23 protein-coding genes are annotated in these 26,901 nt (G+C 66.5%); 7 read left to right on the top strand and 16 right to left on the bottom strand.

Annotated features, from left to right (window positions below; translation table 11 throughout):
• Nucleotides 1-105 precede the first annotated feature (105 nt).
• The 7 genes from M2336_RS01365 to M2336_RS01335 all read right to left on the bottom strand — a co-directional run bounded on the left by M2336_RS01365 (nucleotide 106) and on the right by M2336_RS01335 (nucleotide 9,633).
• Nucleotides 106-948, bottom strand: a complete 843-nt coding sequence (locus M2336_RS01365) for a c-type cytochrome domain-containing protein (RefSeq protein WP_264573642.1) — start codon at nucleotides 946-948, stop codon at nucleotides 106-108.
• Between the two features lie 42 nt (nucleotides 949-990).
• Nucleotides 991-2,595 (bottom strand): ankyrin repeat domain-containing protein, encoded by a 1,605-nt coding sequence (locus tag M2336_RS01360; RefSeq protein ID WP_264573641.1) that lies wholly within the window; start codon nucleotides 2,593-2,595, stop codon nucleotides 991-993.
• Complete coding sequence (locus tag M2336_RS01355) at nucleotides 2,595-3,917, bottom strand: DUF1552 domain-containing protein (protein ID WP_264573640.1); 1,323 nt, start codon at nucleotides 3,915-3,917, stop codon at nucleotides 2,595-2,597. Before M2336_RS01355 ends, M2336_RS01360 begins: the two co-directional genes overlap by 1 nt.
• Nucleotides 3,918-3,969: 52 nt before the next feature.
• Entirely contained in the window at nucleotides 3,970-4,827 is an 858-nt protein-coding gene (locus M2336_RS01350; protein WP_264573639.1) for a VOC family protein, read from the bottom strand.
• Nucleotides 4,827-7,214, bottom strand: a complete 2,388-nt coding sequence (locus M2336_RS01345; protein WP_264592507.1) for a DUF1592 domain-containing protein — start codon at nucleotides 7,212-7,214, stop codon at nucleotides 4,827-4,829. The genes M2336_RS01350 and M2336_RS01345 overlap by 1 nt, the downstream gene beginning before the upstream one ends.
• A 164-nt stretch (nucleotides 7,215-7,378) precedes the next feature.
• Nucleotides 7,379-8,713 (bottom strand): spinster family MFS transporter, encoded by a 1,335-nt coding sequence (locus M2336_RS01340; protein ID WP_264573637.1) that lies wholly within the window; start codon nucleotides 8,711-8,713, stop codon nucleotides 7,379-7,381.
• A gap of 110 nt (nucleotides 8,714-8,823) precedes the next feature.
• Nucleotides 8,824-9,633 carry an IclR family transcriptional regulator gene (locus M2336_RS01335; RefSeq protein WP_264592506.1) on the bottom strand — a complete coding sequence of 270 codons (810 nt, stop codon included), beginning with the start codon at nucleotides 9,631-9,633 and terminating at the stop codon, nucleotides 8,824-8,826.
• A gap of 288 nt (nucleotides 9,634-9,921) precedes the next feature.
• Between M2336_RS01335 and M2336_RS01330 the strand changes: the two genes are divergently transcribed.
• The 3 genes from M2336_RS01330 (at nucleotide 9,922) to M2336_RS01320 (ending at nucleotide 13,661) form a co-directional block, all read left to right on the top strand.
• Nucleotides 9,922-10,752, top strand: a complete 831-nt coding sequence (locus tag M2336_RS01330) for a hypothetical protein (RefSeq protein ID WP_264573635.1) — start codon at nucleotides 9,922-9,924, stop codon at nucleotides 10,750-10,752.
• Between the two features lie 48 nt (nucleotides 10,753-10,800).
• Nucleotides 10,801-11,454, top strand: coding sequence for a YceI family protein (locus M2336_RS01325; protein WP_264573634.1), 654 nt, complete (start codon nucleotides 10,801-10,803; stop codon nucleotides 11,452-11,454).
• 119 nt (nucleotides 11,455-11,573) lie between these two features.
• The gene (locus M2336_RS01320) at nucleotides 11,574-13,661 is read left to right on the top strand and encodes an AsmA family protein (RefSeq protein ID WP_264592505.1); all 2,088 of its coding nucleotides are present in this window, start codon (nucleotides 11,574-11,576) and stop codon (nucleotides 13,659-13,661) included.
• On the opposite strand, the gene M2336_RS01315 is transcribed toward M2336_RS01320, so the two are convergent.
• On the bottom strand, nucleotides 13,658-14,122 hold the full coding sequence (locus tag M2336_RS01315) for a hypothetical protein (protein ID WP_264592504.1): 465 nt from the start codon (nucleotides 14,120-14,122) through the stop codon (nucleotides 13,658-13,660). The two genes, M2336_RS01320 and M2336_RS01315, sit on opposite strands and share 4 nt — an antisense overlap.
• A gap of 99 nt (nucleotides 14,123-14,221) precedes the next feature.
• On the opposite strand from M2336_RS01315, the gene M2336_RS01310 reads away from it, so the two are divergent.
• On the top strand, nucleotides 14,222-14,752 hold the full coding sequence (locus M2336_RS01310) for a nuclear transport factor 2 family protein (RefSeq protein WP_264592503.1): 531 nt from the start codon (nucleotides 14,222-14,224) through the stop codon (nucleotides 14,750-14,752).
• Nucleotides 14,753-14,773: 21 nt separating this feature from the next.
• Here M2336_RS01310 and M2336_RS01305 read toward each other — a convergent pair whose 3' ends face one another.
• The 7 genes from M2336_RS01305 to M2336_RS01275 all read right to left on the bottom strand — a co-directional run bounded on the left by M2336_RS01305 (nucleotide 14,774) and on the right by M2336_RS01275 (nucleotide 20,930).
• A complete protein-coding gene (locus M2336_RS01305; protein WP_319801636.1) occupies nucleotides 14,774-15,760 on the bottom strand; it encodes an FAD:protein FMN transferase in 987 nt (328 codons plus the stop codon).
• Between the two features lie 2 nt (nucleotides 15,761-15,762).
• Nucleotides 15,763-16,611 carry a DUF4198 domain-containing protein gene (locus tag M2336_RS01300; RefSeq protein ID WP_264592502.1) on the bottom strand — a complete coding sequence of 283 codons (849 nt, stop codon included), beginning with the start codon at nucleotides 16,609-16,611 and terminating at the stop codon, nucleotides 15,763-15,765.
• Nucleotides 16,612-16,641: 30 nt separating this feature from the next.
• The gene (locus tag M2336_RS01295; RefSeq protein ID WP_264592501.1) at nucleotides 16,642-17,118 is read right to left on the bottom strand and encodes a DUF2271 domain-containing protein; all 477 of its coding nucleotides are present in this window, start codon (nucleotides 17,116-17,118) and stop codon (nucleotides 16,642-16,644) included.
• Between the two features lie 14 nt (nucleotides 17,119-17,132).
• On the bottom strand, nucleotides 17,133-17,795 hold the full coding sequence (locus M2336_RS01290; RefSeq protein ID WP_264593237.1) for a PepSY-associated TM helix domain-containing protein: 663 nt from the start codon (nucleotides 17,793-17,795) through the stop codon (nucleotides 17,133-17,135).
• 252 nt (nucleotides 17,796-18,047) lie between these two features.
• Nucleotides 18,048-19,868, bottom strand: coding sequence for a glycoside hydrolase family 127 protein (locus tag M2336_RS01285; RefSeq protein ID WP_319801635.1), 1,821 nt, complete (start codon nucleotides 19,866-19,868; stop codon nucleotides 18,048-18,050).
• Between the two features lie 323 nt (nucleotides 19,869-20,191).
• Nucleotides 20,192-20,479, bottom strand: a complete 288-nt coding sequence (locus M2336_RS01280; RefSeq protein WP_264573628.1) for a DUF3297 family protein — start codon at nucleotides 20,477-20,479, stop codon at nucleotides 20,192-20,194.
• A gap of 118 nt (nucleotides 20,480-20,597) precedes the next feature.
• Nucleotides 20,598-20,930: a hypothetical protein gene (locus M2336_RS01275; protein ID WP_264571314.1), complete on the bottom strand. Its 333-nt coding sequence runs from the start codon at nucleotides 20,928-20,930 to the stop codon at nucleotides 20,598-20,600.
• A gap of 217 nt (nucleotides 20,931-21,147) precedes the next feature.
• Between M2336_RS01275 and M2336_RS01270 the strand changes: the two genes are divergently transcribed.
• The gene (locus tag M2336_RS01270) at nucleotides 21,148-21,768 is read left to right on the top strand and encodes a DUF4157 domain-containing protein (RefSeq protein ID WP_264573627.1); all 621 of its coding nucleotides are present in this window, start codon (nucleotides 21,148-21,150) and stop codon (nucleotides 21,766-21,768) included.
• Between the two features lie 286 nt (nucleotides 21,769-22,054).
• On the opposite strand, the gene typA is transcribed toward M2336_RS01270, so the two are convergent.
• Entirely contained in the window at nucleotides 22,055-23,887 is a 1,833-nt protein-coding gene (gene typA / locus M2336_RS01265; protein WP_264571312.1) for a translational GTPase TypA, read from the bottom strand.
• Nucleotides 23,888-24,192: 305 nt separating this feature from the next.
• Here typA and ybaL point away from each other — a divergent pair, with 305 nt between their 5' ends.
• Nucleotides 24,193-25,845, top strand: coding sequence for a YbaL family putative K(+) efflux transporter (gene ybaL / locus M2336_RS01260; RefSeq protein ID WP_264592500.1), 1,653 nt, complete (start codon nucleotides 24,193-24,195; stop codon nucleotides 25,843-25,845).
• 113 nt (nucleotides 25,846-25,958) lie between these two features.
• Nucleotides 25,959-26,825, top strand: coding sequence for a class I SAM-dependent methyltransferase (locus M2336_RS01255; RefSeq protein ID WP_264592499.1), 867 nt, complete (start codon nucleotides 25,959-25,961; stop codon nucleotides 26,823-26,825).
• The last annotated feature ends 76 nt before the right edge of the window (nucleotides 26,826-26,901 follow it).

Raw genomic sequence — 26,901 nt, 5'->3', positions numbered from 1 at the left:
TTTTATGAGGCAGGGCTTGGAACAGCTGGGCCATTGCGCGAGAGGCGCAACGTGGGTTGGCCGCGCCCCTTATCCCACCAGCGGGCCTGGCGTGGCGGCTTGCGGTTAAAGGCCGAGCACCTTGGCGATTTTGGCGCGGATGTCTTCGGGCGCATTCAGCTTGCCCACGGTGCCTTCCGGCAGGGCGCCGGCCTCGATCCACCAGCCGATGACCGCAACTTCATCCGGGGTGAGCGGCGTGCGGCCGTTCTTGGGCATGAAGTCCTTGTGGTCGGTGGGAAGGGTAATGCGGCGATACAGGTCGCTGCGCTGCTTTTCGCCGGGATCGATCACCGCGCCGCTCTCGCCGCCTTCCATCAGGCTCTTGTAGGTCGCCATGGAGAGTGCGCCGCGGCGCTTGTCATCGTTGTGGCAGGAGGCGCAGCGCGTCTGCAGGGTGGGGTGGACCACATCGAGGAAGATATCCGCATCGGCGACATTGGTCACCGGAGGCCGGCCACCGGGGCCAGAGCGTAGCGGGCCGGGCGCGAATTCGGTGAGGTAGGTCGGGCCGTGCGTCAGATTGCCGCCGAAATGGCCGGTGGCCACGAGCAGCCCGCCCGTGACAAGGCAGGCAAGCGGCCAGCCTCGGTCATAGATGTTCGGGAATTCGCGCTGCCAGGCCCAGACCAGCAGCGCGCTGGCTGCCAGCAGCACGCCGCTCCAGCGGTGCCAGTTGACCGCCTCGCCGGTGAAGCCGGGCTCGCTCGCGTGCATATAGCCCAATGTCACCGTGAGAAAGGCACAGAGCGCGCCGATCAGCCATGTCGCCGAGACAGCAGGACGCAGGGCGGCGAAGCACGGCCAGCGCGTCGCGATCTCCAGCCCGATCGCCAGCATCAGAATGCCGATCGGCAGGTGCAGCACGAGAACGTGGAAGCGACCGAGGAAGAAGATGAAGTCCTGCACGAAAATCCCCCGAATGATGCGGTCCGCTGTGTCCGGACGATGTCAGTTGATGCCGCAGGACTGCCCGGTACGCGCGCAGACCTGCTCGATCAGCTTCATAGACTCCGGCTTCGGCTCCGCGGCGGTCGTCGCCAGGAACACGCCCTTCGCCCAGGTGTAGGGCGTGCGGCCCTCGACATCCCGAATGTCGAAGCGCGCGCCCTTGCTCGCCAGATAGGCCAGGATCTTGTTCGATCCGCGATTGGCTGCCCCATGAACGGCGGCCAGCCCCATGGCATTCGTCGCGTTCAGATCCTGCCCGAACCGCTCGTGGCAGAGCCGCACGGCCTCAAGCAGCTTGTCCTCGCCCTCGTCGAAGGTCTGGAAGAACACCCAGTTGATGCCGGCAGCGGCCATGAGCGGTGTCGTGCCGTTGTTCGTCGTGATATTGGGGTCGGCGCCCTTGCTGGCAAGCAGCTTCATGGCGTCCACATCGCCGGAGAGGGCGGCGCGCAGAAACGCCGTCTGCCCGGTGAAATCGACCCAGGACAGGGAGCCAGCCGTCAGCAGCCAGAAGCGGGTCGGCGGATAGCGCATCACCCGCGCATTGGGATTGGCGCCCTTGTTGAGCAGCGCGCCGATGAACTTGAGCGCACGGGGACGATCGACGCCCTTCTGTTTGGCGGTGTCGGTATCCAGCTCCATGTTACGCACATCGACGGCCGCCCAGAGCGGCGTGCGCCCATACCAGTCGGCAGCGTTCGGATTGGCCCCCTTGTCGAGCAGATATTGGGCGACGGGCACATTGTCATTCAGCACCGCCACGAGCAGCGGGCGGGCATCATTGGCCTCGGGCTGCTCGATCTTCGCGCCGGCCTCGACCAGCGCCTTGGCCATCTCGACCGTGCCCTCGCGCGCGGCGAGGTGGAGCGGGGTGATCTTGCCGGGCCACTCGGCGCGCGAACCCTCGGGCGGCACGCCGCCGCGCACGATGCCGTCGCCATGCGAGCCCCCGCCTTCGCCGGGCGCGCGGAACTCGGGCTTCCTGCCCAGCTTCGTGGCGGCGTTGACGTTGGCGCCGGCCTCTATGAGCGCCTGCACCGCCTCCACGCTGCCGCCGCGCACCGCGAGCATCAGCGGGGTCTGGCCATAGGCCTTGTCGGTGAAATTGGGGTTCGCACCGGCCGCAAGCAGCGCCTTGACGTTGGCGCCGTCCCCTTCGCCCGCGGCGATCATGAGCGCGGTCTGGCCGGTGTGGGAGAGGGTATCCACAGGCGCGCCGGCCCTGAGCAGGCGGCGCAGCACAGCGGACGCGCCAAATTCGGCGGCCACATGCAAGGGCGTCAGGCCATATTCGTTGGCGAGCCCCGCGTTGGCGCCAAGATCGAGCAAGCGGTCGACATCGTCCGCCAGATTGCGCCGTGCCAGCCAGTGCAGCGCGGGCGTGCCGTCGGGCGAGCGGGCATCGAGATTGGCGCCGCTGTCGACCAGCTCGTACATGCGCTTGAGCTGATTGTCGCGCGCCGCCGAGGCCATCTGCACGCCTAGCTCCTGCGCCTTGGCCGGCGGCAGCACCGGGCGCTGCGGACGCAGCAGCAGGAAGGCGATAAGGGCGAGCGCCAGGAGCGCCAGGCCTGCCAGCGCGATGCGTTTGCTTGTGGCCGGCATCAGATGTCGATCGTGCCGTCGCTGTCGCCGAAGCTTTCCACCGGTGCGCCCGCCTTTTGCAGGATGGAGAGCAGCAGGTTGGAGAGCGGACGATCCTTGCCGACGCCGCCGCTGATGTGGCGCTTGCCGGCGACCTTGCCCGAGCCGCCGCCCGCGAGGACGATCGGCAGGGGGCCGTGATTATGAACGTTGGAATCGCTCATACCGCTGCCCCACATCAGGATACTGTTGTCGAGCAGCGAGCCATTGCCATCGGGCGTGCTGGCCATTTTGTCGAGCAGATAGCCGAACATGGAGACGTGATAGGCATTGAGTTGCGCCAGCCTGTCCTTGTTGGCCGGCACGTTGCTGTGGTGCGAGAGCGGATGGAAGCTCTCCATCACGCCGCTGCCCGGGTAGATGCGGTTGCTGTTCTCGACGGCCAGCATCAATGTGGAAATGCGGGTCAGCTCGGTCTGCCATGCCAGCACCTGCAGATCGAACATCATCTTGATGTGCGTCTCGAAATCCTCGGGAATGCCGATGGGCTTTTCCGGCACCACGATATCGTGGCTGGTCTGTGCCTGAGTCAGTTCCAGCCGCCGTTCGACCTCGCGCACGTCGGTCAAATACTGGTCGAGCCGGCGACGATCCTCGGCCGGCAGATCGGCCGAGAGCTTGCGCGTCTGGTCGGTCACCGTGTCCAGCATGCTGCGCGATTCACTCCAGATCGCGGCGCGTTCCTCCGGCGTGCCACCGGCGCCGAACAGGCGCTCGAACAGCAGTTGCGGATTGCGCTGGATCGGCAGCGGTGTGTTGGCGTCCTGCCAGCTGATCGTATCGCGATAGGCGCAGCTCCACCCTTCGCCGCAGATCGCCGAGGGCTCCTCGATGCCGAGTTCGAGCGAGGGCAGAGGCGTATCTTGGCCCAGATGCTTGGCGGCGACCTGATCCGCCGTCATGCCGAGCTTGTTCACATTCTTGGTCATCGCCGTGCCGGAGAGGTAGACGGCGGAGGAACTGCTGTGATTGGCCGCAGCCGAGGCATCCTGCGTGTAGGCGAGCGGCAGCGTCAGATCGCTGATGACATTGATCTTGTCGTGAAAGGCCGCCAGCGGGCGCAGCGTGGGCGACAGTTCGAAGCCGGCGCCCAGCGTCGCCGGCCGGAACCTGTCCATCACCGCGCCATGGGGCACATAGAAGAAGCCGAGCCGCGTCCGCGCCGGTGGCAGCCCGGATGATGCGGCGGGTATCATCGATTCCAGGAAGGGGAGCGCAAGACAGGCGCCGGCCCCGCGAAGCACGGTCCGGCGCGAAAGCGATTTGCGGGTAAGGTAGGTCATCGACGTCTCCAGACCTCAGAGCCAAGCGGAAAGGGCGGGGCGGGCCGGCGCATCAGCCGGCCATCTTCATCGTGAGCGGCAAACCATTGGGATCGAGCAGGCGCAGCGTGCCGGGCGCGGAAGGGAGGATGACTGCCCCCATCTGCGCGAGCGCGGCGGCGACCTTGCCACTGTCGAAGCGGCGGCAACTCACCGTCCAGTCATCCACGGCCGGCTTTTCCCGGCCCACCGTCTGGCGGATGGCGATGGGGGTGTTCGCGGCGGCGAACCAGCGCTGGCCCGGCACCGGCGCGCGCATCTCCTTGAAGAAGAGCGACATGAACTTGCTCGTCGCAGCCAGATCGCTGACGCGCAGCAGGATGCTTTCCATCTTGAGCGGGGTGACGAGGGGCGCGCCCTCCACGATGTTTCCGGCCGGCACCGTCGTGCTGGCGAGGCCGGCCGGTTCTTCCAGCAATTGCAGGCCGATGTGATCGGGATCGTAGACGATGCCGCGCATCGCCGGGGCCAGCCCTTCACGCTCGATGCGCGCATCCATTGCCTTGCGGTCGTATTTCTGCAGCAGCACGCAATAATGGTCGATCGCAGGATCGGGCGCGGTGGCGCGCGATCCCAAGGCGATATAGCCCTTGCCCAGCACGACATAATAACGCAGCGGCGGGTCGGCCTCCTTGTGGACGGCCGGATTGAACAGCCGGCCATAGAATTGCGCGGCCTTCGTCACGTCCGGCACCAGCATGCCGATATGTTCCAGACCCGTGGTGCGCAGCGGCAGTTCGTCACCGCGCAGGGCTTCCGCGGCCAGCGCCACACCCGATGAGAGAGCCAGCGAAAGCAGCGAGCCGGCCGCGATCACGCTGCGCCGGTCGAATATGCCCGCGCCATCGCCTGAAAAATCATCGCCGTTCATCACTTCTTTCTCCCAATCATGGCGGGCGGCTGCCGGCTGGTGTTCCAGGTCAACTGGCTGGGCGACACGCGCAGCCGATCCTTCTGGCTGCCCGCCGGCATCCGGAACTGCCGGCTGGTGACGACGCCGCGCAGGATCGTCTGGAAGCGATCGCCATTGCCGGCGCTGGTCCGGGCGATCCGGCGCACTTCCGGCATGTCAGCAAAGGTGAGTTCGCGGCCGATGGCGAAGGTCATCAACTTCTCGATGAAGGTGTGGGTGAAGGCGTCCGAGCGGGCGAGGATGGCGTTGCGCAGATCGCGCGGGCCATTGATCTTGGTGCCGTCGGACATCACGCCGGAGGCATCGACGGGAAAGGCGCCGTCCCGCGTCCGCCACTGGCCGACCAGATCGTAATTCTCCAACGCCAGGCCGATGGGGTCCATCATATTATGGCAGGAGGCGCACACCTTGTTCTCGCGATGCACGGCAAGGCGCTGGCGCAGGCTCGTCGCCTCGGCATTCGCGTCGAGATTGGTCTCCACGCCGGGCGGCGGCGGCGGCGGCTTCACGCCGAGGATGTTCTCCAGCACCCACGCACCGCGAATGACCGGCGAGGTTCTGTTGGCGACGGAGGTGACGGTGAGGATCGCGCCCTGCCCGAGCAGGCCACGGCGCACGCTGTCCTTCGGCAGGCTGACCTTGCGGAAATAGTCGCCGCGCACGCCGCTAATGCCATAATGCTGGGCCAGCCGCTCGTTGACAAACGTGTAGTCGGCATCGAGCAGATCGCGGATCGGGCGGTTTTGCAGCATCACATAGCGAACGAGGCCCTTGGTCTCATTCTCGAAGGCGACGCGCAGATTGTCGTCAAACGCCGGGCTCTCGCGCTGGACCGAGCGCAATTCGCGCAGATGCAGCCACTGGGTCGCGAAATTGTCGACCAGCGCTTCCGCCCTGGGGTCGGCAAGCATGCGGTTGACCTGCTGGTCCAGCACGGCGGGGTCGCTGAGCTTGTTCTGCGCCGCCAGATCGAGCAATTGCTGGTCGGGGATGCTGCTCCACAGGAAGAAGGAGAGGCGCGAGGCGAGGTCGAGATCGCTGATCGCGAACTTGTCCTGCGCGACCGGCTGCTCGAACCGGTAAATGAAGCGGGGATCGACGAGAATGTAGGAGAGGCCCGCGCGCACGCCGTCCTCGAACGTGCCTTGCGCCCGGCCCGCATCATACATCTTCATGATCGCGTCCACCTCGCCGCCCATCGGCTTGAGCGGGCGGCGGAAGGCAAGGCTGCCGAGGCGCGTCAGGATCGCGCGAGCGCAGGGCTTTTCCTCCATCCAGCTCTTCGGGCGGCAGGAGAAGACCGTGGCGCGCGGGGCGCTGCGGCCCGGCCCCTGTGTCGTGAATGGCCCGTTGACCGCGACGTTGAGGACGAGGCCCTTGGTCAGATAATTGGCATAGATGTCGTTCACACCCGCGCCGGCGACCTCGTCGAGCAGCGCCGCCGTGATCGTGCGCCGCCCGGCGCCCAGCTTCACGCGGACCTTGTCGCCCTTGCCCAGCGTGACCCGGCGGCCGTCGATGGTGAGGTTGACCGCCGGCATGGGGGCCGGCGCCCGGCGTCCGGCGATGAATCCGCCGGTGCTGGTGCGCACGCTGATCTCGTAGGTGCCGTCCACCGGGAAGAAATGGTTGACCCGCATCCCGCCCCGGGTGCCGAGCGGCAGCCCCTCCAGATGCTTGGTCTGCACGAGTTTGCCGGGCGCATTGTAAACGGTCCGCGTCAGTTCGAGCGTTGAAGCGCCCGTGGCGATGCTGCTGATCTTGAGCCCGGCATTGAGATAGCCCTGAATGAGCGCCGGGGAGGTGGTCAGTACGCTGGAGATATTGTCGAACCCGCCGGTCGCGGCATCGGGCGGCAGGAAGTCCGCCGGATTGATTTCCAGCCCGATGAGATCGCGCACGGCATTGGCATATTCGGTTCTGTTCAGGCGGCGCAGGTTGGCCGAGGGGAGTGGCGCGGGCGTGGAATCGAGCCGATCGGTCAATTCGCCCAGAAAGGAGGCCAGTTCGCTCGCCTCGGGCCGAGGGCTGTTGAGCGGCGGCATGGCGCCCGCGCTCACCTTGCGCACCACCTTTTCCCAAATGGCCGCATTCTTGCCGGTATGGTCGAAGTCCATGCCCTCGAAGGAGAGGCCGGCGACGCGCTCTTCCGAATCGTGGCAGGACATGCAGTATTTGCCGATCATCGGGTGCGGTGCATTCTCCGCCACGGCAGTCGGCTCGTCGCCCTGCACAGGGAAGGCAGCGCCGAGCGCGGCCAGATAGACTGCGCCCGCCGCAAGAATCATAGCAGCGCCCTGGCGTGATCCGCCGAACCGGGCTGCCTCTCCTGCCATCGCGCTCATTCTCTTGCGCCCCGTTTCAGAAATCCCCTTCATGAGTCTCGGTATACAAAATCAATTTTCTTTTGTCACGCGATGAAGGCAGGATTTCTAATATATGGAAGGACGGCGCGGCCGCATCGAGCGGCAAACATGATTTCCGAAATCAACTCGTCGCGCGGTGCTGCTCAACCCTCCTCATTCGCGTTGCGCACGTAGAGGCCCGAGGCTTGCCAGAAGCAGGCGCCGGCACAGAGTGGCGTGATCGCGATGAGCAACAGGGAATAACGGATGGCCGACTGGCCGAAGTCCGCCGCCAGCACATCGTTCAAAATGCCGACCGCCGTCGGGCCAATGATGTTGCCGACGAGACCGCCGCCCAGCAGCAGCATCGCAATGGCCAGCGCGCGCTGGTCGGGCGCCACCACATTGACGACGGCGGCGTAGATCGGCCCCTGATGCAGCAGAGTGAAGAAGCTGGCGCCGGCAAAGCCCAGCACCCAGATCGCGGTCTCCTCGCCGAGCAGAAACAGCAGTTCCGCGGGGCCGATCGCCAGGCAGGCGAGCGCCGGAATGCCGACCCGCCAGCGCAACTGGCTCTTGCGGAGTCGATCCACCAGCAGGCCGCCCAGCAGAATGCCCGCCGCGCCGAGAAAGCCGCGTGAGGGGCCGATGATCGTCGCCGCTTCCGCCATGGTCAGGCCGTGGACGCGCTGGAAGAAGGTCGGCGTCCAGGAGCCGGTCGCCCAGATGTTGGATCCCATGAACGTCATGCCGAGCAGCATCCAGGCATAGCATCGGTTGGCCAGCAGCGCGCGCACGTCGGTTCTGATCGCGGCAATCGGCGAACGGCTGTGCGCTGGCCGAGCCGCTGTGCGGGCCGGCTCGCGGACCGTGAGCCGAAAGACCAGCGCTGCCACGATGCCCGGCACGCCGGCGGCAATGAACATGGCGCGCCAGCCATAGGTTTCCGCGATCCAGCCGGCGACCGGGAACAGTACGATGTGCGAAATGGTCGCCGCGACGCCGTAGATCGCCAAGGCCAGCGGGCGCCTTGTGGGGTGAAACAGGTCGGCGATCATGGAATTGGCCGGCGCCGTGCTGCTGGCCTCTCCCGCGCCCAGGCAGAAGCGTGCGAAAGCAAGTTGCCAAATGTTGGTAACCCAGCCAGTCGCGAGCGTGACGGCGCTCCAGAAGGCGAGTCCGATGGAAATGATCGTACGGCGATTGAACCGGTCGGCCGCCCACGCGATGGGCAGGCCCATCAGCGAATAGATCACGATGAAAGCAACGCCCGAAACCAGCCCGAGCGCGGTGTCGGAAACGCCCATCTCCGCCTTGATCGCCGGCAAGGCGAGCCCGAGCAGGGACCGGTCCAGATAGTTGAAGATGGAGACGACCATCAGCATTGCGAATGGCCAGGTCGATTGCCAGGGCCAGGGCGCCCGCTGTTCCTTGGGCAGAGGGGATGGGCCGGCCGCGCTCTCCCGGCCGATGGGCAGCGGCTCAGTAATCGGGCGCACGGCGCTTGCCCTGTAATCGGCCAATATGTGTCACCCCGCCTCTCCCCATTGCGCACAGTGTGCAGCTCTGCCTGCCAGACAGGGACGGGGCCCCCATGGCGTCAATCCTCTCAATGGACATCGGGGCGCAATTCCGGAATGTGGAAGGGATGGGCGCGCCCTGTGCTGTCGGCAGCGCGGCCTGCGAAGCTGTTCGCGGCCCTCACCACGTCACGGACGAGATCGGCATCGCGCGCCGCGTGGAAGCGGGGCAGGGGCATGACGACGCCGAGCGAGCCGATCAGCCGTCCCGCGCCATCGAAAACCGGCGCTGCGACCCCGGCGAGGCCAAGCTCCTCATCCAGATTGCGCGCGACGCCCTCGTCGCGGACTCGCCGCATCTGCTCGAGAAACTGCGCGCGCTTTGCCGGCGGTCTGCCCGCGATGGGGCTGCGGGTGATGGACCGGAAGATGGCTTCGCTCTCGCCCGGTGGCAGGCTGGCGAGAATGGCCTGGCCGAGCGATCCCCAGGGCAATTCGATCTCGATGCCTTCTTCCAGCGCCGGGCAATGGTCGCAGGCGGCATTGGCCACAGCGGCGACCACGGCGCGGCGCCGAACCGGGGCATAGAGGCATAGCACGGCCGTCTCCGACCATTTGCGCACCAGCCCGGCAAGCAGCGGCCGCGCGCTGCGCACCGGATCGAATTGTGCCATCAGCTGTGAGGCCAGCCGCGTGAGTTCGCGCCCGGTGCGGTAGGTCTGGCCATCGCCGCGCTCGACGATGCCCTCGGTGAGCAGAGGGCGCAGCAGGCGGTGGACGGAACTGAGCGGCAGGCCCGACCGCTCCGCAAGCTCGCCGAGCGTGAACTGCTCGCTGCCCTCGATCACCAGCCTGAGGAGATAGATGACTCGCTCTGCCGAGCCGCGCGGGCTGGTCATTCCGCGTGCATCCAGGCGGCGCGCGAGGTTGGTGCGTGCGCCCGGTGCTGCGTAACCCATGGACATGAAAATGCCGCGCCGATCCGGCCCCGGCTTTGCGTGCCGCCCATCATTCCCCTCCATTGCGCGTGCTATTCGGATAGCACTGTCAATCAGCACCTGTCAGTTTTCCGATTGACGGAAAAACGCAGTGCAACGTCATGATCCAGATACAAATCTGTTCGCAAATCCGTCAATGGAGTTCACAAAGTCAATTGAAAAGTCTCGGGGCAGACGGGGAGGGATCACATGCAGTCGGGAGCAGCGGAGGATATTGTCGGCGGAATCGGGCGGCGTGCGTTCATCGCCTCGCTGGGCGGTGCGGCGGCTGTTGCGGCGATGAGCGCGGAGGCCAAGGCCGATGCGCTGGAACATGCCCTGGCGGATAATCTTGGTCCGGTGGGGCGCACCTTCCCCACCGTCGCGCAGGTCGATGCGCAGATCCCGACGCGGCACTATCGGCGCGGTGTGGGCAATGTCTTCATTGCCGAGCAGGGGACTGTCGACGTGTTGGCGCCCATGCCGGAAAAGCCCAAGCTCGCCGATTTCATTCGCCTGCGCTTTCAGAGCACGTCTAACCACTGCCTGCAGAGCGCCACGCAGGCGCGCAAGCGCAATATGGATGAGGATATCGTCTTCGCCTGCCTCGTCCATGATCTGTCGATGGCAATGATGCGCGCGAATCATGGCTTCTGGAGTGCGCAGCTTTTCGAGCCCTATGTCTCCGAGAAGGTCGCCTTCGCCATCCGGCACCATGCCGCGCTGCGCTTCTTCCCGGACGCGGAGACGGGCTACACCTATCCCGATATCTATCGCGAGATGTTCGGCGAGGATTATGTTCCGCCGCCGCATGTGCAGCGGGAGTTCGCGATGGTCCGCAAGCACCGCTGGTACATGGCGGCCCGCCTTGTGACCGTGAACGATCTCTACGCTTTCGATCCCAATGCGCAGGTCTCTCTGGACCCGTTCGAGGATGTGATCGGCCGCCATTTCCGTCAGCCCGCAGAGGGCCTCGGCTTCGACAGCAGTCCGAGCGCCCATATGTGGCGGACCTTGTTCAATCCGGATTCGCCGCTCTGAGCGCCCGATATCCGCACGCCTTTTCTTGACTGGTTGGAGGACCGTGGAATGATGAAAAGAACGAAGATCGCTCTGGCGACCGCATTGGTGGCTCTGCCGGCCATTCTTGTCGTGGCGCCGCTGGCCGCGCAGAATGAGGCGCAATTGCCCGGGCAGAAGGATGTCAGCCGGGTCGCAGCCGGCACCTACAAGGCCGATGCCGGCCACACGCTCGTCGGCTGGCGCGCCAATCATTTCGGCTTCAACGACTATTTCGGCATTTTCGGGGACATCACCGGCACGCTGGAGATCGATCCGGCCAAGCTCTCCGCCGCGAAGGTGGATGTGTCCATTCCGGTCGCGCGCGTGGTGACGGCCAGTGCGGGCCTCAACGGCCATTTGCTGCGCGCTGGCAAGGATGGCGGCAAACCCGACTTTTTCGGCCCCGATCCGGCGCCGGCCCGCTTTGTCTCCACCAGTGTCGTCGCGACGAGCGCCACGGCTGCAAAGATCACCGGCGACCTGACACTCAACGGCGTGACCAAGCCGGTGGTGCTTGAGGCCGAGTTCACCGGGGCCGGCAAGCATCCCTATAACGGCAAGGCGACGCTCGGCTTTGAGGCGACGGCGGCCATCAAGCGGTCCGACTTCGGCATGACCTATGCGATCCCCATCGTCTCCGACCAGGTCGAGCTGACGATCAGCGCGGCCTTCGAGAAGTAAGTCGCGCCAGCGCTCAGCGGCGGTTCAGCTTGCCGGCGCTAGTGCGGCGGCATGAACTCCGGGGATGAGCGTGGGGCGGCGGCAGCGCTGACGATCCGGCGTGCCAGTACAGGCGCGCCGTGACCGCACCCCCGCACCTGCCGCCCTCGGGCGATCCTCACCCTGCCACGCCTCGGGCCACCCGCCGTCGCCGTCCGCTGCTCTGGACGGCGCTGGCCGTGCCGCTGCTCGGCTGGGCCGGGCTGGCCGCCGGTCTTGGCACCGCGCTGCTGCGCGAGCCGATCGAGCGCCGGGCGAGCGCCGCACTGGGCCGTGCCGTTGCGATCGATGGCGATGTCCGCCTGCTGGTGACGCCTTTCTCCCTACAACTGGCTGCGGACGATGTGCGCATCGCCAATGCCGCCTGGGCGCAGGCGCCCGATCTGCTCAATGTCCGCGCTCTGACGGCGCGCTTCTCCACGTTTGATCTGCTGATCGGGCGCCCTGGCCCGCGTGCGCTCGGGTTGCGCGGCGGCACGCTCGATCTGGAGCGGCAGGCAAGCACGGGCGCGGCAAACTGGAAACTCGGCGGCAAGGATGGTCTGTTTGCCGTCGCTGGCGTGCAGCGGGTGGACGCGGACGATCTCGTGCTGCGTTACCGGGACGAGCGCGAGGGAATCGAGAGCTGGCTCAAGCTGGTCGGAAGCGGTCCGGGCGCGGTGCGTTTCGCCGGGCGAGCCAGTCTTGCCGGTGATGCCTTTCGCATGAATGGCTCCAGCAATTCAGCCGAGGGGCAACCGTTCCGCTTTGCCCTGCGCGCGGGCGCGGAGACACTGGACCTGCGGCTGGAAGGGGAAAGCGACAGCCCGTTCCGGCTGGCCGGGGCGGACCTGCGGGTCGGAGCGCGCGGCCCCGATCTTGCGGCGCTGGCGGCACTGGCGCGCATCGATCTTCCAGCCGCGCCCTCCTTTGCGCTGACGGCTCGGCTCGCGCAACGGCGCGGCGGCTGGCATTTCAGCCGCATTGCAGGGCAGCTTGGCGAGACCGATCTCAGCGGCAGCCTGACGCTCGAACAACGCGGCGCCCGTCCGCGCGTGGTGGCGTCTCTGGCGTCCGAGGCCCTGCATCTGGCGGACGGCATGGCTGTGCTGGGGCTGCGCACTGCGACGTCCCCATCCGATGGCGAAGGTCCTCAACCCGTCGCCTCATTGCTGCCGGATGCCACCCTGTCTCCCGGGGCGCTGCGCAGTTTCGATGCTGTGGTCGACTACAAGGCCGAGCAGATCGAGGGCGTCGGGGACGCGGGCTCCGCGCTCAAGCCCGCGCATCTCGCCATGCGCCTCGCGCTGATCGATGGGCGGTTCATGCTGTCGCCGGCCAGTGTCGATCTGGCGGGCGGCTTCGTCTCATCGGATATCTACATCGATGCGCGGCAAGGCCCGGCGCTTGCCCGCTACGATATCCGCCTCTCGCCGACGCCGATGGGGCCGCTGCTGGCCGGCTGGGGCCTCGCCCCGCGCGAGACAACGGCGCTGGCGCGCGGGCGCATCCAGCTGAGCGGGCGCGGCGAGACCCTGCGCGAGACGCTCGGTCATGCCGCTGGCCGCATCGCCCTGGTGCTGCCCGCCGGGCGCGTGGGCATGGCACAGGCGAGCGAATCGGAGCTGGATATGACCAATCTGCGTGCTGCGATGTTCGGCACGCGCAGCGGCAACGGCGTGGATTCGACGGGAGGGATATTCTGGCGCCTCGGCCAGCGCCTAGGGATCGGCGGCGATGGCGAGGCTGCGAATAACGCGACCCACCTCAATTGCGGACTGATCGCCTTTTCGGTCCGCGACGGGCTGGCGACGGCCGACCCAATCCTGATCGATACCGATGGCCATGTCCTCACTGGGCGCGGCGAGTTCGATCTGCGCGGCGAACGGCTCGATCTGCGCTTGCAGGCGCAGGGCAAGAGCCGCGAATGGTTCGGTCGCCCCGCGCCGATCCTGATCGGCGGCACGTTGGCCGCGCCGACCGTGCTGCGCGAGCCGGTCGACCTGTTCCGGCCCCAGCGCCTGTTCGGCTTGTCCATGATGCTACCGGATGTGCGGGCCATCTTCGGCTTTGTCGACCCGGACGAAGCGCAGGCGCCGGCTTGCGGGACGCTGCTGCGCGGCGGAGCGACGGCCGACGCGGCCCAAGCCGGGCCAGCGCCCAAGCCTGCGGAACTGGCCCTGCGCTAGGCGGCCGGGGTCGCTCCGGTCTGGCGCCGGTCCGCCAGCCACAGCGACAGGCCGGTCAGGCCATGGAGCAGCACGATCATCGTGAGCAGGAAGAAGGTGGCGCTGACAAAGCGCGGGAGGAGCAAGAACTCGACCGCGCATAAAAGGAACACCGCCATGGTGAGCAGCAGATTGGCGATGGAGGATGCCCCGCGCCGCGTCGATCGCACCACCTCGACCAGCAGGAAGACGATGGTGAGCAGCAACAGCATGTCACCCCAGTTCAGCATCAGCATTACGCCTGAGAGCATGGGCAGCGTGAAGGCCTCGCCCCGCATCACGGCGGCCAGCGCCGGCTCGGTCTGATCCGGCTGCGGCGCGCCGGCGAACAGCGCCACCAGATTGTAGATCAGCACCGGAATGAGCAGCAACGGGAAGCTGTTGAGCAGGTCTACGGCCCGGCGATTGTTGCGGTCGTCCATGCGGTCTCTCCCTCAGGCTCGCCAGCATGGGACTTTTGCGGCACAAAGGCCAGAGCCGCCGGCACTGGACGCACGGGCGGAATGGAGAGGGGAGAGAGCATGAGGGTTTTCGCACGCAATCCGGCCATCGCGGCGCTGTTGGTTGCCATGACCATGGTCACCAGCCCGGGGCATGCGCAGGTCGCGGCCTCGGCCGAGGCGCAGCAGGCGATGCTCGCCAGCCCGGACCCAAAGCTCGCCGCCAACAAGAAGCTCGTTTACGACATGTATCGCCATATCGTGCAGGGTGGCCATGCCGATCTGGTCGAGCGCTTCTTCACGCCGGAATATATCCAGCATAATCCCAATGTCGCCTCGGGCCGGGATGCGCTGGCGGCCTTCCTGCGCGGCTCGCGCCCCGCCCGCCCGATTTCGCCGACTATCACGCTGCCGATCATCAGGATCGTGGCGGAGGGCGATTATGTGCTGGTGATGAGCGAGCGCCCGATGAAGGACGAGGCGGGCAAGCCCTATGCCACCAGCTGGTTCGATGTGTACCGGATCGAAAACGGCCTGATCGCCGAACATTGGGACCCGGCTCTCAAAAGTGCGGCGATGCTGAAATTTGACCCGAATGAAATGGGGAAATGAAGGCGAAGTAACTGGCGGGGCTCAATCGCCCAGCATCTCCGCCAGCGCAGGGCTGATCCACTCGCGGGTCGTCGCGCCATCCTGGACGAGCATATGGACGGCCAGCCCCTCGCGGATCGCCAGTGCGGCGCCGGCGTGCAGTCCGAGCACGGTGAGCGCGCTGGCCCAGGCGTCGGCATCCATGGCGCGGGCGTGGAGGACGCTGACCGAGGCAACGCCGTTCTCCACCCGCCGCCCGGTGCGCGGATCGAGCGTGTGGGCGCCGCGCACATAATTGCCCGAGGTCGCAACGGCCAGTTGATGCAGGGCGATGCGGATCGGGCGGGCGCGCATGGACGGCGGAATTTCAAGGTCGACCCACCATGGGTCGCCATCCGGACGCATCCCGCGGCCCACCAATTCGCCGCCCACCTCGACGAGGCAATGCGCCACGCCACGCTCGGCCAGCAGGTCTGCCACGGCATCGACGGCATATCCCTTGGCGATGCCGGAGAGGTCCAGCCACAGGCCACCCGGCTGACGCAACCGGCCGGTGGTTGGCTCGAACGCGAGGCGCCGCCAGCCCGATTGGGCGAGCGCCTGCGCAAGCGCTTCGTCCGTCGGCTCGCTTTGCATGGGGTTTGGCCCCAGCCCGTAGAGATCCGTCAAGCGCCCGATGGCCGGATCGACCGCGCCATCGGTGCGCTCGGCAAGAGCGAGGCCGGTCGCCATCACGGCGGCAAAGTCTGCGGACAAGGTGGCCCACTGCCCAGCCGGCGCCGCGCCGAAGCGGCTGAGGGCGGAATCCGGCGCCCAATGGCTCATATCCGCCACGATGGCATCGAGCCGTGCCTGCACATCCTGCTTGAGCGCATCGGCATCCCCGTCCGGCGGGGCGCAGAAGCGCACCCGCCAGATGGTGCCCATGGTTTCACCGCCAATCTCCCGCACAGGCGCGCCCGGATCGATCCCGGCGAGGGCGCCGGACTGGATCGGGGGCACGACGATGCGCGGGACGGCGCCGAGCATGGTCAGGGTGCCATCACTTCCAGCGTGGCGGTGTAGCTCATCTGCCGCGCCGTGACGCGCTGGGTGGCCGGCTTGTCGTCGCTCAGCGCGGCATTTAGCCAGATCATGCCCGCCATCGGCCAGTTCACCGTGGCCACGCCCTCGGCATCCGTCGTCACCTCGAACACGCCCTCATTATCGCGATAGCGCTTGCCGCCCGGCACCAGCGTGACCTTGAGGCCGGCCGCCGGTTGACCATCGACCAGGAAGCGCAGCTTGGCCGGCTCATCCTGCACCAGCTCGGCGGGATGAGTGATCGGCACCATTTCCAGCCCCTTGCCCAGCGGCTTGATGGCGCTCGGCTCGCCCTTGGTGGCGAAGAACTCATTGCGGCCGCTGGTTTCGGTCAGCTTGAGGTCGGTCGCATTGGCAGGGATCTCCGCGACGCTGCTCACCTGATTGGCGGGAGCCTGTGCGCCTGATGCCGGCGGCGGTCCGCGCCGTCCACCCAAGCGCCACTCCACGCCATCGACCTTGAACGTGCCCATCACGCCCGACTGCGCGCTGCCGATGCGCCAAGTGCCCGGCTGGTCGAGCTGCACGTCGAACACGGAGCGATAGCGCCCGGTTGCGGCATTCTTGATCTCCGCCTCGCTGCCGTCTGGGCGCCATGCTTTCACGCTGTCGAGCCGCATCGCATTATGATCGGCATAAAAGAGGTCGTTGGAGCTGGCCGCATCCACCGTCACCCACGGGTCTTCGCCCGAGAAGATGGTGCCGGAGGGGAGCAGCCACTGGCGGTGAGCATTGGCGGGCATCGCCGTGGCGGCGATCAACGCGGCGGCGGCAAGCAGAGCGGTCTTTATGCGCATGGGGTCGTGGCCTTTCGGGTCTGGGAAAGCTCAGCGAGCGGAAATGGTGATGGCGCCCAGTTCGGACATGCCGGTGGCGGAGCCGCCCTTGGCAGGCATCTGCAGCGGAATGGAGACGATCTCGCGGCCGCCGGTCTCGCGCGCGGCTTCCACGTAGAGCGTATACTGGCCCGGCTTGAGCGTGGCGGGCAGGGCGATCTTGTGCGTGCCCGGTGCGCGGGTGGCGCTGCTCACGCCATCGGCGGGCAGCTTGAGGCTGCGGCCGCCCTTGCGCCACCAGGTGCGCAGATCGGAGAGCCACTTCGTGCCAGGCTCGCGGCCCTGCAGCTTGACGTCATACCAGACAAAGATGGTCTGCGCCGCGCCGCCGCCGGTCGGCTCCACCCATGCCGCGACATAGGGGCGGTGATATTCGGCGACATTGAGGCGGGGAATGGTCACGCTGATCGTGCCGGCCGTGGCAGGCGTGGCGACGAGACCGGCAAGGACGAGGGAAGTCTTCTTCATGGGAAAGCGGGTCCTCAGTGAATGAACAGCAGGGCGATGACGAGCGGGATGAGCAGCCCCAGCCCGACCAGCGGCCAGGTGGAGGGGCGATGCCGGGCGTGAAGCTGGAGCAGCAGCAGGCCGGTGAGGGTGAAGACGATGCAGGCGACGGCGAAGATGTCGATGAACCAGCTCCACGTGCCGCCAGTGTTGCGGCCCTTGTGCAGATCGTTGAAGTAGGAAATCCAGCCGCGATCGGTGCGCTCGGCCGTCACGGCGCCGGTCGCGCGATCGATGGTGATCCACGCATCGCTGCCGGGGCCGGGCAGGGCGACATAGACCTCCTCGTCCGACCATTCCGCCGCGCGCCCGGTTGCATCGAACGAGACTGCCTGACGCAGATGCGCGGCGACCGGGGCTGGCAGCGGCGCATCGGCTGAAGCAGGCGCTGCCTCGATCTGGGCGAGCAGGGCGGACGGCAGGGTGGCGGTTCGCTCCTCGACCTTCGGCGCGGCGCCGATGGAATCGGCGTGGTTGAGCGTGATGCCGGTGATCGCGAACAACATCATGCCGATCAGCGAGATCGCCGCGCTGATCCAGTGCCAGCTGTGCAATTGCTTGAGCCAGAAGGCGCGCGCCTTGCGCTTGCCCGGGGCCTTTTGTGTGGGCCGAGCGGCACTGGAGGGAGATGCCGACACGGACGCCGCGCGCGCGATGGCTGCCGCGCCGCCTGCCGACGCTGCCGGCTCATCCGCCCGCTGCCTGTCCACCCGCTGTCCGTCCACATGCCCCCCGACGATGATTGGCGACGCGCAGCGATCAGCCTGCGCGAATCATGTTCGAGCGCCTCCATTGCATATATTGAGAAGCATTCGCAAGACGAGATGGCGGTATCGGACCGCTAAGCCGCTCTGAAGCACAGGCCGATCAGGGAGAGTCTGGAGCGATCCTCAGCCGGTGGCAGGCTGCAGCGGCCAGTAGGTCGCGTAGCGTTCGTGGCGGATTTGATAATAAGGGATCAGCCGCACGGGGCGGCCCTCCTGGTCGGCGGTGATGAATTCCAGCGGGGCGGTGCCGGGGCGGAGCTGCCCCGCGATCGTCTTGGCATCGCCCACCAGTTGCGGCGGGGAGAAGGGCGTATCGTTATACTGGCCATAGAGGCGCTCGTTGACGACCACATCCGATCCCGGTGCCAGCCCCTCCGTCCCGAGTGCGCCAGCGAGCACGACCGGTCCATAAGTGAACGCGACGATCCCCGGCGCCGCGGGCGATTCTTCGACGCGCACCTGCATGTCCAGTTGGAGTGTCAGCACGTCGCCATCCCGCCAGTTGCGGTCCAGCTCCAGATAGCTGCCCGGCTTCGTCGATTGCGCCAACGGGGCGCCATTCAGGCTGACGCGCGCTGTCCGGCTCCAGCGCGGGTGGCGCAGGCGCAGGGTCGCGCGGATGGGGCGGGCCAGAGACCAGCGCAGGGTGGTGGACGGTTCTTCGGGGAAGTGGGTGGTCTGGGTCAGTACCGCGCCCTTCTCCCGCCAGCGCACCGATGAGGGGATGAACAAGTTGACGACCAGCGCCTCGGCATCATGAAAATAGATCGAATCCCGATACTTCGCATGGTTCTCCATGCCCGATCCGGTGCAGCACCAGAAGGAGTCGACCGGGGTGCAGTAGAGCTTCATGTAGCCCGGCCGCGCGCCCTGAAAATAGGTGACGAGGCCGGTCTCCGGGTCCTGTGACGCCAGAATGCCATTGTAGAGCGCGCGCTCGTAAAAGTCGGCCAGCTCCACCTGCGGATCGTGCAGGAACAGCGCGCGGGTGAGCTTGAGCATATTATGCTGGCCGCAGGTTTCAGAGCCCTTGGCCGAGAAGACATGCGCGGCGAAGTCGGCGGGCGGATAGAAGAACTCGGCATCGCCATGGCCGCCCGTCGCATAGGAGCGGGTGCGGGCGACTGTGCGCCAGAAGAAGGCTGCGGCATCGCCATAGGCCTTCTTACCATTCACCTCGTAGACGCGCTGGAAGCCGACGAACTTGGGCACCTGCGTATTAGCGTGCATGCCATCCAGCAAGTCCCGCCCCTTAGCGGCCGGCTCCATTACCGCCTTCTGGGAGAAGCGCTCGGCCAAGGTGCGGTAATCGGCCTTTCCAATCAGTACATAGAGATCGGCGAGCACCTCGTTCATGCCACCATGCTCGGTGGCGAGCATCGCCTCGAAGGCGGCGGCGTCGAGCGGCCGGGTGGCGACCACCGCCCAATCGGCCATGCGCAGCAGCACAAGGCGAGCAGTGTCACTGCCGGCAAGCTGCCAGGCATCGCGCAGTCCGGCGAAAATCTTGTGCAGCGTGTACCAGGGGACGCCGGTGATCGGTTCGCCCCGGATATGCGCGGCGACGAGCGCGGCGCCTTCAGGAAAGGCGCAGACCAGCCCCACGCCGGATGCGCGCTGGCAGGCATACAGCTCGTCGGCGATATAATCGATGCGCTGCTTGAATCGCCCATCGCCGGTGGACCGGAACATCAGTGCGCAGGCGGAGAGATAATGGCCGAGCGTGTGGCCGTGGCAGTGGATGTCAGCCCAGGTCGCCTCGGATTCCCAACCGCCATAGACCGGTGCCTTGGGAGCGAGCCCGGCATTTGTGCGGAAATTGGCCAGCATCCGGTCCGGCTCGAGCGAAAGCAGATAGGCTTCCGTGCCTCGTTGCGCGGCGAGAAACGGACTTTCCAGTAGCGTCACATCCGCCATGTCGAAGGGCTGAAGGCGCGGCGCCACGCTGAGCGCGCCCTTAGACTGAGCTGATGGCAAGGCTGCACGCGCGGTAACTGGCGCGAGAATCCCGCTCACCAGAGTGGCCGAGGCGACCGAAGCCAACAACTCACGGCGAGACGCCGACACGCCCCTTGCATGCATATGACAGGACATAGCCGCCATCTAATCCTCCCCAGTCGCGTTCAACTTCGCGTTTTGATAACGCTACCATAAACGAGGCGGGCGGGAAGGCAATTCTTTCGATCGGATGGCGATCATCCGCCACTATTGGCGAGGCCATCAACGCAGATGGTTTGGCCCGCGCGCTTGTCGCGGGCCATCAGGGCTCAGTCCTGCTTGGCGTCTTCGAACCAGGCCTCGACCGGGCCGGAGAGCTTGATGGTCAGCGGCTGGCCATGGCGGTCGCGGGTCTTGCCGGCGGCGACGCGGATCCAGCCTTCGGAGATGCAATATTCTTCCACATCGGTGCGCACCCGGTCCTTGAAGCGGATGCCGATGCCACGCTGCAGGGTCTCCATATCGAAATGCGGGCTGCGCGGATTGGTGGAGAGGCGGTCGGGCGGCGTCTCGCTCTGCGGTGCGGCGGGCGTGTCGGATGCGGGAGTATCAACCATGGCTCGTCCTTGCCGAAGAGCTTTCGGCCAGTCAACGCTTCTCAGGAGCGCGCATGGGGCAGTCCGCGAGGGCGGCAGGGCCGGAGACTGTCCGGCCCCGGTCGTGCGGTTGGCATGATCAGCGGCAGATGCGCACGCGATACCGCTCGCCGCGCCAGCGGTCCCAGCGGGTTTCGGTCCAGCAGCGGCGACGGTCGTTATAGCCGTAGCCGCTACGATAGCCGCGGTCGTGACGTCGCCAGTCCCGGCGGTCGCTGCGATAAGACCGTTCGCGATAATGGCGGTCGCGGCGGACGTCGCGGTAGCCATCACGATAGGCGCCACGATCATAATCCCGATAGCTGATCGACAGGCTGCTTTGGGCCTGAGCCGGTGCCGCAGCGAGCGGCATGAGGCCGAATGTGGCCGCAACGGCGAAGGCGACCGAAGCGAGGCGGGGGGTAAGAGGCATGTCATTCTCCTGTGTCCAATGTCGGCGTTGCGCGCGGCCTCGCTCGTCCGATCCATCCTTTCTGCCAGACCGGCCTGAACGCCCGCGAAACAGGCCGTTCATCTGCCCATGGGGCGTGCCCTGGATGCGGTGATATGTGGAAGGATGGTCGCGAAGGGCGTGGGACGCGTAAGGCGTTAAAAGCGGGTTCAGCCGCGACGACCTAGAGGTCTGCTCTATGCCCCGTTTCTCCTTTCCCTCCCTGCTGGTCGTGCCGCTTGCTGCGGTGGGGCTTCTGATTCCCGCATCCGGTTTCACCGTTCCCGCGCGGGCTCAGGACGCCGCCCGCCAGGTCGTACCGGCATTTGACGAGGCCGGCCGGCGCTTGCTGACCGATCTGCAGGGTGCCGGGCAATTGTTCGCGGCGCAGGCGCTGGCGAGTTGGATCACCGCCTCGCGCAACGATGCGGTGGCAGCGGGTGTCGAGCCGATCCCGCCCGCCATTCGCGCGCGGCTACGCGGCCATATGCCGGACGCCCTGCTGGACCGCGTGCGCTATCGCGTTGGCCAGGGTCACGAGTTCAGCTTGCAGACCAATACCTTCAACCGCAGCAACGCCGCCGCGATCACGCTGGACGATGTGGTGCTCTTCCGCTCTGTCGACGATGCCGCCTCGGATGTCGGCCTCTGGGCGCATGAACTGCATCATGTGCACCAGTATCGCCAATGGGGCGTCCAGGGCTTCGCCCAGCGCTACACGCGCGATTATCAGGGCGTCGAAGCCGATGCCCATGCCGAGGCGGAACGGGTTATCGCCGCGATGCGGACGGCGGCGCCAGCGCCGGCGCGGACGCGCTAGACTGCGCGGACACGTCTCCCCTCCTCTTCAGAGGAGGGGCCGGGGGTGGTGGCGATGCGCCAGCATCGTGAAGTCAGCGCATAAACGCGAGGGTGCTGCACCACCCCAACCCCTCCTCTGGGCCGTAGGCGAGCGAAGCTCAACAGGAGGGGCTAAGGCTGGCTTACAAGCACAATGCCATCGGCAGCATCGGGAGAGTTCGGCCCGACCCAAGCGATCACTCGCCGGCCTCCCCAGCGCCCCAAAAGAAAAGGGCGCTCGTCCGGCTGGACAAGCGCCCCTTGGATCAGGCGGCCTTGGACCGCGAAGCGCGTTTGCGCTCGTTCGGGTCGAGGTAACGCTTGCGCAGACGGATGGTCTTGGGTGTTACCTCGACCAGCTCGTCATCGTCGATATAGGCGATGGCCTGCTCCAGCGTCAGCTTCCACGGCGGCGTCAGGCGGACGGCGTCGTCCTTGCCGCTGGCGCGGAAGTTGGTGAGCGCCTTGGACTTCATCGGGTTGACCTCAAGGTCTTCCGGCTTGGCGTTCTCGCCGATGATCATGCCTTCGTAGAGCGCCTCGCCCACGCCGACCATCAGCACACCGCGCTCCTCAAGGGGCCCGAGCGCATAGGCATTGGCCTCGCCGGCGCCGTTGGAGATCAGCACGCCGTTCTTGCGGCCTTCGATCTTGCCCTTGTGGGGACCGTATTTCTCGAACAGCCGGTTCATGATGCCGGTCCCGCGCGTGTCGGAGAGGAACTCGCCATGATAGCCAATGAGGCCGCGCGAGGGCGCCGAGAAGGTGATGCGGGTCTTGCCGCCACCCGAGGGCCGCATGTCGGTCATCTCGGCCTTGCGCTGGTTCATCTTGTCCACAACCGTGCCCGAGAATTCATCATCAACGTCAATGACGACGGTCTCATAAGGCTCGGTGCGGTTGCCGTTCTCGTCCTCGCCGAACAGCACGCGCGGGCGCGAAATGCCGAGCTCGAAGCCCTCGCGGCGCATTGTCTCGATCAGCACGCCCAACTGAAGCTCGCCGCGACCGGCGACCTCGAAGCTGTCCTTGTCCGCGCTCTCGGTGACCTTGATCGCGACGTTGCTCTCGGCTTCGCGGAACAGGCGGTCGCGGATCATGCGGCTGGTCACCTTGTCGCCCTCACGGCCCGCCATCGGCGAATCGTTGACCGCAAAGCGCATGGAGAGCGTCGGCGGATCGATGGGCTGCGCCTTGATCGGCTCGGAGACCGAGGTGTCGGCAATGGTGTTGGCCACGGTGGCGACGGTCAGGCCGGCGAGGCTGATGATGTCGCCGGCGCGCGCTTCATCGACCGGCACGCGGTCGAGGCCCTGGAACGTCATGATCTTGGAGGCGCGGCCGGTCTCGATGATCTTGCCGTCCATGTCCAGCGCATGGATGGGCTGATTGATCTTCACGGTGCCGGAGGTCACGCGGCCGGTGAGGATACGACCGAGGAAGTTGTCGCGGTCCAGCAGCGTCACCAGGAAGGTGAACGGCGCGTCGATGTCCAGCGCCGGCGGCGGCACATGGTTGACGATCGTCTCGAACAGCGGCGTCAGCGTGCCTTCGCGCTTGGTCGGGTCGGTGCTGGCATAGCCGTTGCGGCCGGAAGCATAGAGCACGGGGAAGTCGAGCTGCTCGTCGGTCGCGTCGAGGCTCACGAACAGGTCGAACACCTCGTCCAGCACTTCCTGGATGCGCTGGTCGGGCCGATCGACCTTGTTGACGACGACGATGGGACGCAGGCCGAGGGCCAGCGCCTTGCCGGTCACGAACTTGGTCTGCGGCATCGCGCCTTCGGAGCTGTCCACCAGCAGCACCACGCCATCGACCATCGAGAGGATGCGCTCCACCTCGCCGCCGAAGTCGGCGTGGCCGGGCGTGTCGACGATGTTGATGCGCGTGCCTTCCCACTCGATGGAGGTGGGCTTGGCGAGAATCGTGATCCCGCGCTCCTTCTCCAGATCGTTGGAGTCCATCGCCCGCTCATCGACGCGCTGATTGTCTCGAAAAGTGCCGGACTGGCGGAAAAGCTGGTCGACGAGGGTGGTCTTGCCATGATCGACGTGCGCGATGATGGCAACGTTCCGCAGAGCGTTGGGACGGGGGCTCATGATAATCTCTCTGGGCTTGTGGACGGCCGACACGGGTCATCCGGCCGGAATTTCTCGCGGCCCTTAGCGGAAAGCGGCGCTCGGCGCAACGGCCAGCAACGCGGATGGTCCGCGGCCTCGTCATAGTCGGTGCGGCCAGCCTAAGTGCTTGAAGGCAATGACCATCGTTGCGCATGGTCGTCAAGCCATTACACTCCACGCGACAAAGCGATGGTTGCGGTGCCGCGCAAAACCCCCGGTCGGGGGGCCGCAGGTCTCGTAGCCCGCGCGATACGATCTCGCATCAACAGGAGCTGCCATACAGGATGCCGCATTACACGCCGCTCATCGCCACGGTGGTCGCCGGCCTCGTCGCTGCCTTTTTCATGGGCGCGCTGGCGATGCGGCTGCGGGTCTCGCCCATTGCGGGCTATCTCGTCGCAGGTGTGATGGTGGGACCGTTCACGCCGGGCTTCGTCGCCGATCCCAACCTCGCCAATGAACTTGCCGAAATCGGCGTGATCCTCCTGATGTTCGGGGTCGGCCTTCATTTTTCGGTGAAGGATTTGATGGCGGTGCGGCGCATCGCCGTGCCCGGCGCGGTGGTGCAGATCGCCACCGCCACCGTGCTCGGCATGGCGCTCGCCTGGCTGATGGGCTGGGGCCTGCTCTCGGGGTTCATCTTCGGCCTGGCCTTGTCGGTCGCCAGTACCGTCGTGCTGCTGCGCGCCCTGCAGGTGCGCGATCTGGTCGAGACGGAGCGCGGGCGCATCGCCGTGGGCTGGCTGATCGTCGAGGATCTGGTGATGGTCCTGGCGCTGGTGTTGCTGCCGGTGCTGGCCGGCATCGCACTCGATCCGCAGAGCGAGGGTCTCTCGGCCATCGGTTGGCCGGTTCTGGTCACGATCCTCAAGGTGAGCGGCTTTGTCGCGCTGATGCTGCTGGTCGGGCGGCGGGTCATTCCATGGGCGCTGCACTGGGTGGTGCATACCGGCTCGCGCGAGCTATTCCGCCTTGCCGTGCTGGCGATTGCGCTGGGCGTGGCGGCTGGATCGGCCTTCATCTTCGATGTGTCCTTCGCGCTCGGGGCCTTCTTTGCGGGCATGATCCTCGGCGAAACCCCGCTCAGCCGGCGCGCGGCGGAGGAGACGCTGCCGTTGCGCGATGCATTCGCGGTGCTGTTCTTCGTCTCGGTCGGCATGCTGTTCGATCCGATGGTCATCCTTCGCCAGCCGCTGCCGCTGCTCGCGACAGTGACGATCATCACGGTCGGCAAATCGCTCGCTGCCTATGCCATCGTCCGGGTATCCGGCTATCCGCGCGAGACGGCGATGACGGTTGCCGCCAGCCTGGCGCAAATCGGCGAGTTCTCGTTCATTCTTGTCACGCTGGGTTTCGGTCTCGGCGTCCTTCCGTCCGAGGCGCGCGATCTGATTCTGGCCGGCGCGATCATCTCGATCTTCCTGCATCCCTTCCTGTTCTCCTACATCGCCCATCGCGCGAGCGAGGCAGCCAAGGTCGATGCGCCGCCGGTGGCAGCGCCGTCCGCCACGCTCGTGCATGTCGTGCTGGTCGGTTATGGCCGCGTCGGCCGGCTGATCGCCAAGGCCCTGCGCGAGCGGAACAAGCCGCTGGTGGTCATTGAGAGCAATGCCGAACTGACCGATGCCGCGCGGCGCGACGGCCATGAGGCGGTGACCGGCAACGCGCTGGACCGGCGGGTGCTGGAGGCGGCCGGCATCGACCGCGCGACCAGCCTGCTCATTGCGATTCCCGAGGGGTTCGACGCCGGGGCCATCGCCCAGAAGGCGCGCGCGCTGCGCCCCGGGATCGGCATTGTCGCGCGGGCCCATTCGGACGGCGAGGTGGATCATCTGATCAAGCTGGGGATCGGTGACGTCGTGATGGGCGAGCGCGAACTGGCGGCGCGGATGCTGGAGCTTGCGCTGCGTGGAAACATGCAAGCGCAAAGCATTTGATGTCGCGCGCATCGCCGCTCGACAGAGGGACGGGACATTGTCATCTATTGAGCAAGCGGCCTGCCGGACAGTCATGACGGCAGGGGCTGCATCATGGGTCGGGAGACAAAGGCATGGGTGCCGATAACAGCGGGGTGGGGATCAGCAAAACTGCTGAAGGCTGGGCAGGCGACATGGGGCGCAACTGGCTCGCCAATCTGGATCGGCTTGAGGGGATGATTGACCCGATCGGCGCAGTGGCGCTGGCTCGGGCGGACTTCCAGCCGGGCGAGCGCGTGATCGATGTCGGCTGCGGCGGTGGTGGCACCAGCCTTGCGATTGCCCGGGCGGTGGCGCCGGAGGGGCATGTCACCGGCGTCGATATCTCGTCCGACCTCATCCTGTCCTGCGGTGCGCGTGCGACGCTCAGTGGCCTGCAGAATGTCAGCTTCGTCTGTGCAGACGCTGGCGCGGCGCCGATCAACGGCGCGCCGTTCGACCGGCTGTTTTCGCGCTTCGGGTCGATGTTCTTTGCCGGGCCCAAGGCGGCGTTTCGCAATCTGCGCGGGCAGGTCCGTGACGGCGGGCGTATCGATCTCGCGGTCTGGGCGGCGCCACCGGAAAATCCCTGGATGCAACTGATGCAGCAGGCGCTGAAGGATCTGCTGCCGGCACCGGATGGGCGGCCGGACCCCAGAGCCCCCGGCCCGTTCGCCTTTGCCGATACGGCATGGCTGGGAGAGGTGCTGGCGCATGCCGGCTTTGCGGAGATGGACGTGGCGCCGTGCCTGCGGGACCTGCCGGTCGGCGGACCCGGCGCGAGCGCGCAGGATGCCGCGACCTTCGTGCTGTCGGCCATGCACATCGGCAATCAGGTCGCGCCTGACCGGATGCCGGAGGCGCAGGCCCGCCTTGCGGCCGCCTTTGCGCCGCATCATGTGCCGGGCCAGGGCGTCATGCTCGCCGGCAAGGCTTTATTGGTGAGCGCCGTCGCCGCCTAGTTCGGAACCGGCGCGCCTGGATTGGCCATGTCGCGCACAAAAAAGAAGGGCCGGCGCAAGGCCAGCCCTTCCCGTT

The organism is Sphingobium sp. B1D7B, from assembly GCF_025961965.1.
Classification (GTDB): domain Bacteria; phylum Pseudomonadota; class Alphaproteobacteria; order Sphingomonadales; family Sphingomonadaceae; genus Sphingobium.
This window is presented reverse-complemented; position numbering and strand designations above follow the sequence as displayed.

Bases quoted from the DNA above. Each gene is read 5' to 3' on its own strand.
- M2336_RS01360 (WP_264573641.1), bottom strand. From the start codon at position 2,595: ATGCCGGCCACAAGCAAACGCATCGCGCTGGCAGGCCTGGCGCTCCTG.
- M2336_RS01355 (WP_264573640.1), bottom strand. From the start codon at position 3,917: ATGACCTACCTTACCCGCAAATCGCTTTCGCGCCGGACCGTGCTTCGC.
- M2336_RS01350 (WP_264573639.1), bottom strand. From the start codon at position 4,827: ATGAACGGCGATGATTTTTCAGGCGATGGCGCGGGCATATTCGACCGG.
- M2336_RS01345 (WP_264592507.1), bottom strand. From the start codon at position 7,214: ATGAGCGCGATGGCAGGAGAGGCAGCCCGGTTCGGCGGATCACGCCAG.
- M2336_RS01335 (WP_264592506.1), bottom strand. From the start codon at position 9,633: ATGACCAGCCCGCGCGGCTCGGCAGAGCGAGTCATCTATCTCCTCAGG.
- M2336_RS01330 (WP_264573635.1), top strand. From the start codon at position 9,922: ATGCAGTCGGGAGCAGCGGAGGATATTGTCGGCGGAATCGGGCGGCGT.
- M2336_RS01325 (WP_264573634.1), top strand. From the start codon at position 10,801: ATGATGAAAAGAACGAAGATCGCTCTGGCGACCGCATTGGTGGCTCTG.
- M2336_RS01315 (WP_264592504.1), bottom strand. From the start codon at position 14,122: ATGGACGACCGCAACAATCGCCGGGCCGTAGACCTGCTCAACAGCTTC.
- M2336_RS01310 (WP_264592503.1), top strand. From the start codon at position 14,222: ATGAGGGTTTTCGCACGCAATCCGGCCATCGCGGCGCTGTTGGTTGCC.
- M2336_RS01305 (WP_319801636.1), bottom strand. From the start codon at position 15,760: ATGCTCGGCGCCGTCCCGCGCATCGTCGTGCCCCCGATCCAGTCCGGC.
- M2336_RS01300 (WP_264592502.1), bottom strand. From the start codon at position 16,611: ATGCGCATAAAGACCGCTCTGCTTGCCGCCGCCGCGTTGATCGCCGCC.
- M2336_RS01295 (WP_264592501.1), bottom strand. From the start codon at position 17,118: ATGAAGAAGACTTCCCTCGTCCTTGCCGGTCTCGTCGCCACGCCTGCC.
- M2336_RS01280 (WP_264573628.1), bottom strand. From the start codon at position 20,479: ATGGTTGATACTCCCGCATCCGACACGCCCGCCGCACCGCAGAGCGAG.
- M2336_RS01275 (WP_264571314.1), bottom strand. From the start codon at position 20,930: ATGCCTCTTACCCCCCGCCTCGCTTCGGTCGCCTTCGCCGTTGCGGCC.
- M2336_RS01270 (WP_264573627.1), top strand. From the start codon at position 21,148: ATGCCCCGTTTCTCCTTTCCCTCCCTGCTGGTCGTGCCGCTTGCTGCG.
- typA (WP_264571312.1), bottom strand. From the start codon at position 23,887: ATGAGCCCCCGTCCCAACGCTCTGCGGAACGTTGCCATCATCGCGCAC.
- ybaL (WP_264592500.1), top strand. From the start codon at position 24,193: ATGCCGCATTACACGCCGCTCATCGCCACGGTGGTCGCCGGCCTCGTC.
- M2336_RS01255 (WP_264592499.1), top strand. From the start codon at position 25,959: ATGGGTGCCGATAACAGCGGGGTGGGGATCAGCAAAACTGCTGAAGGC.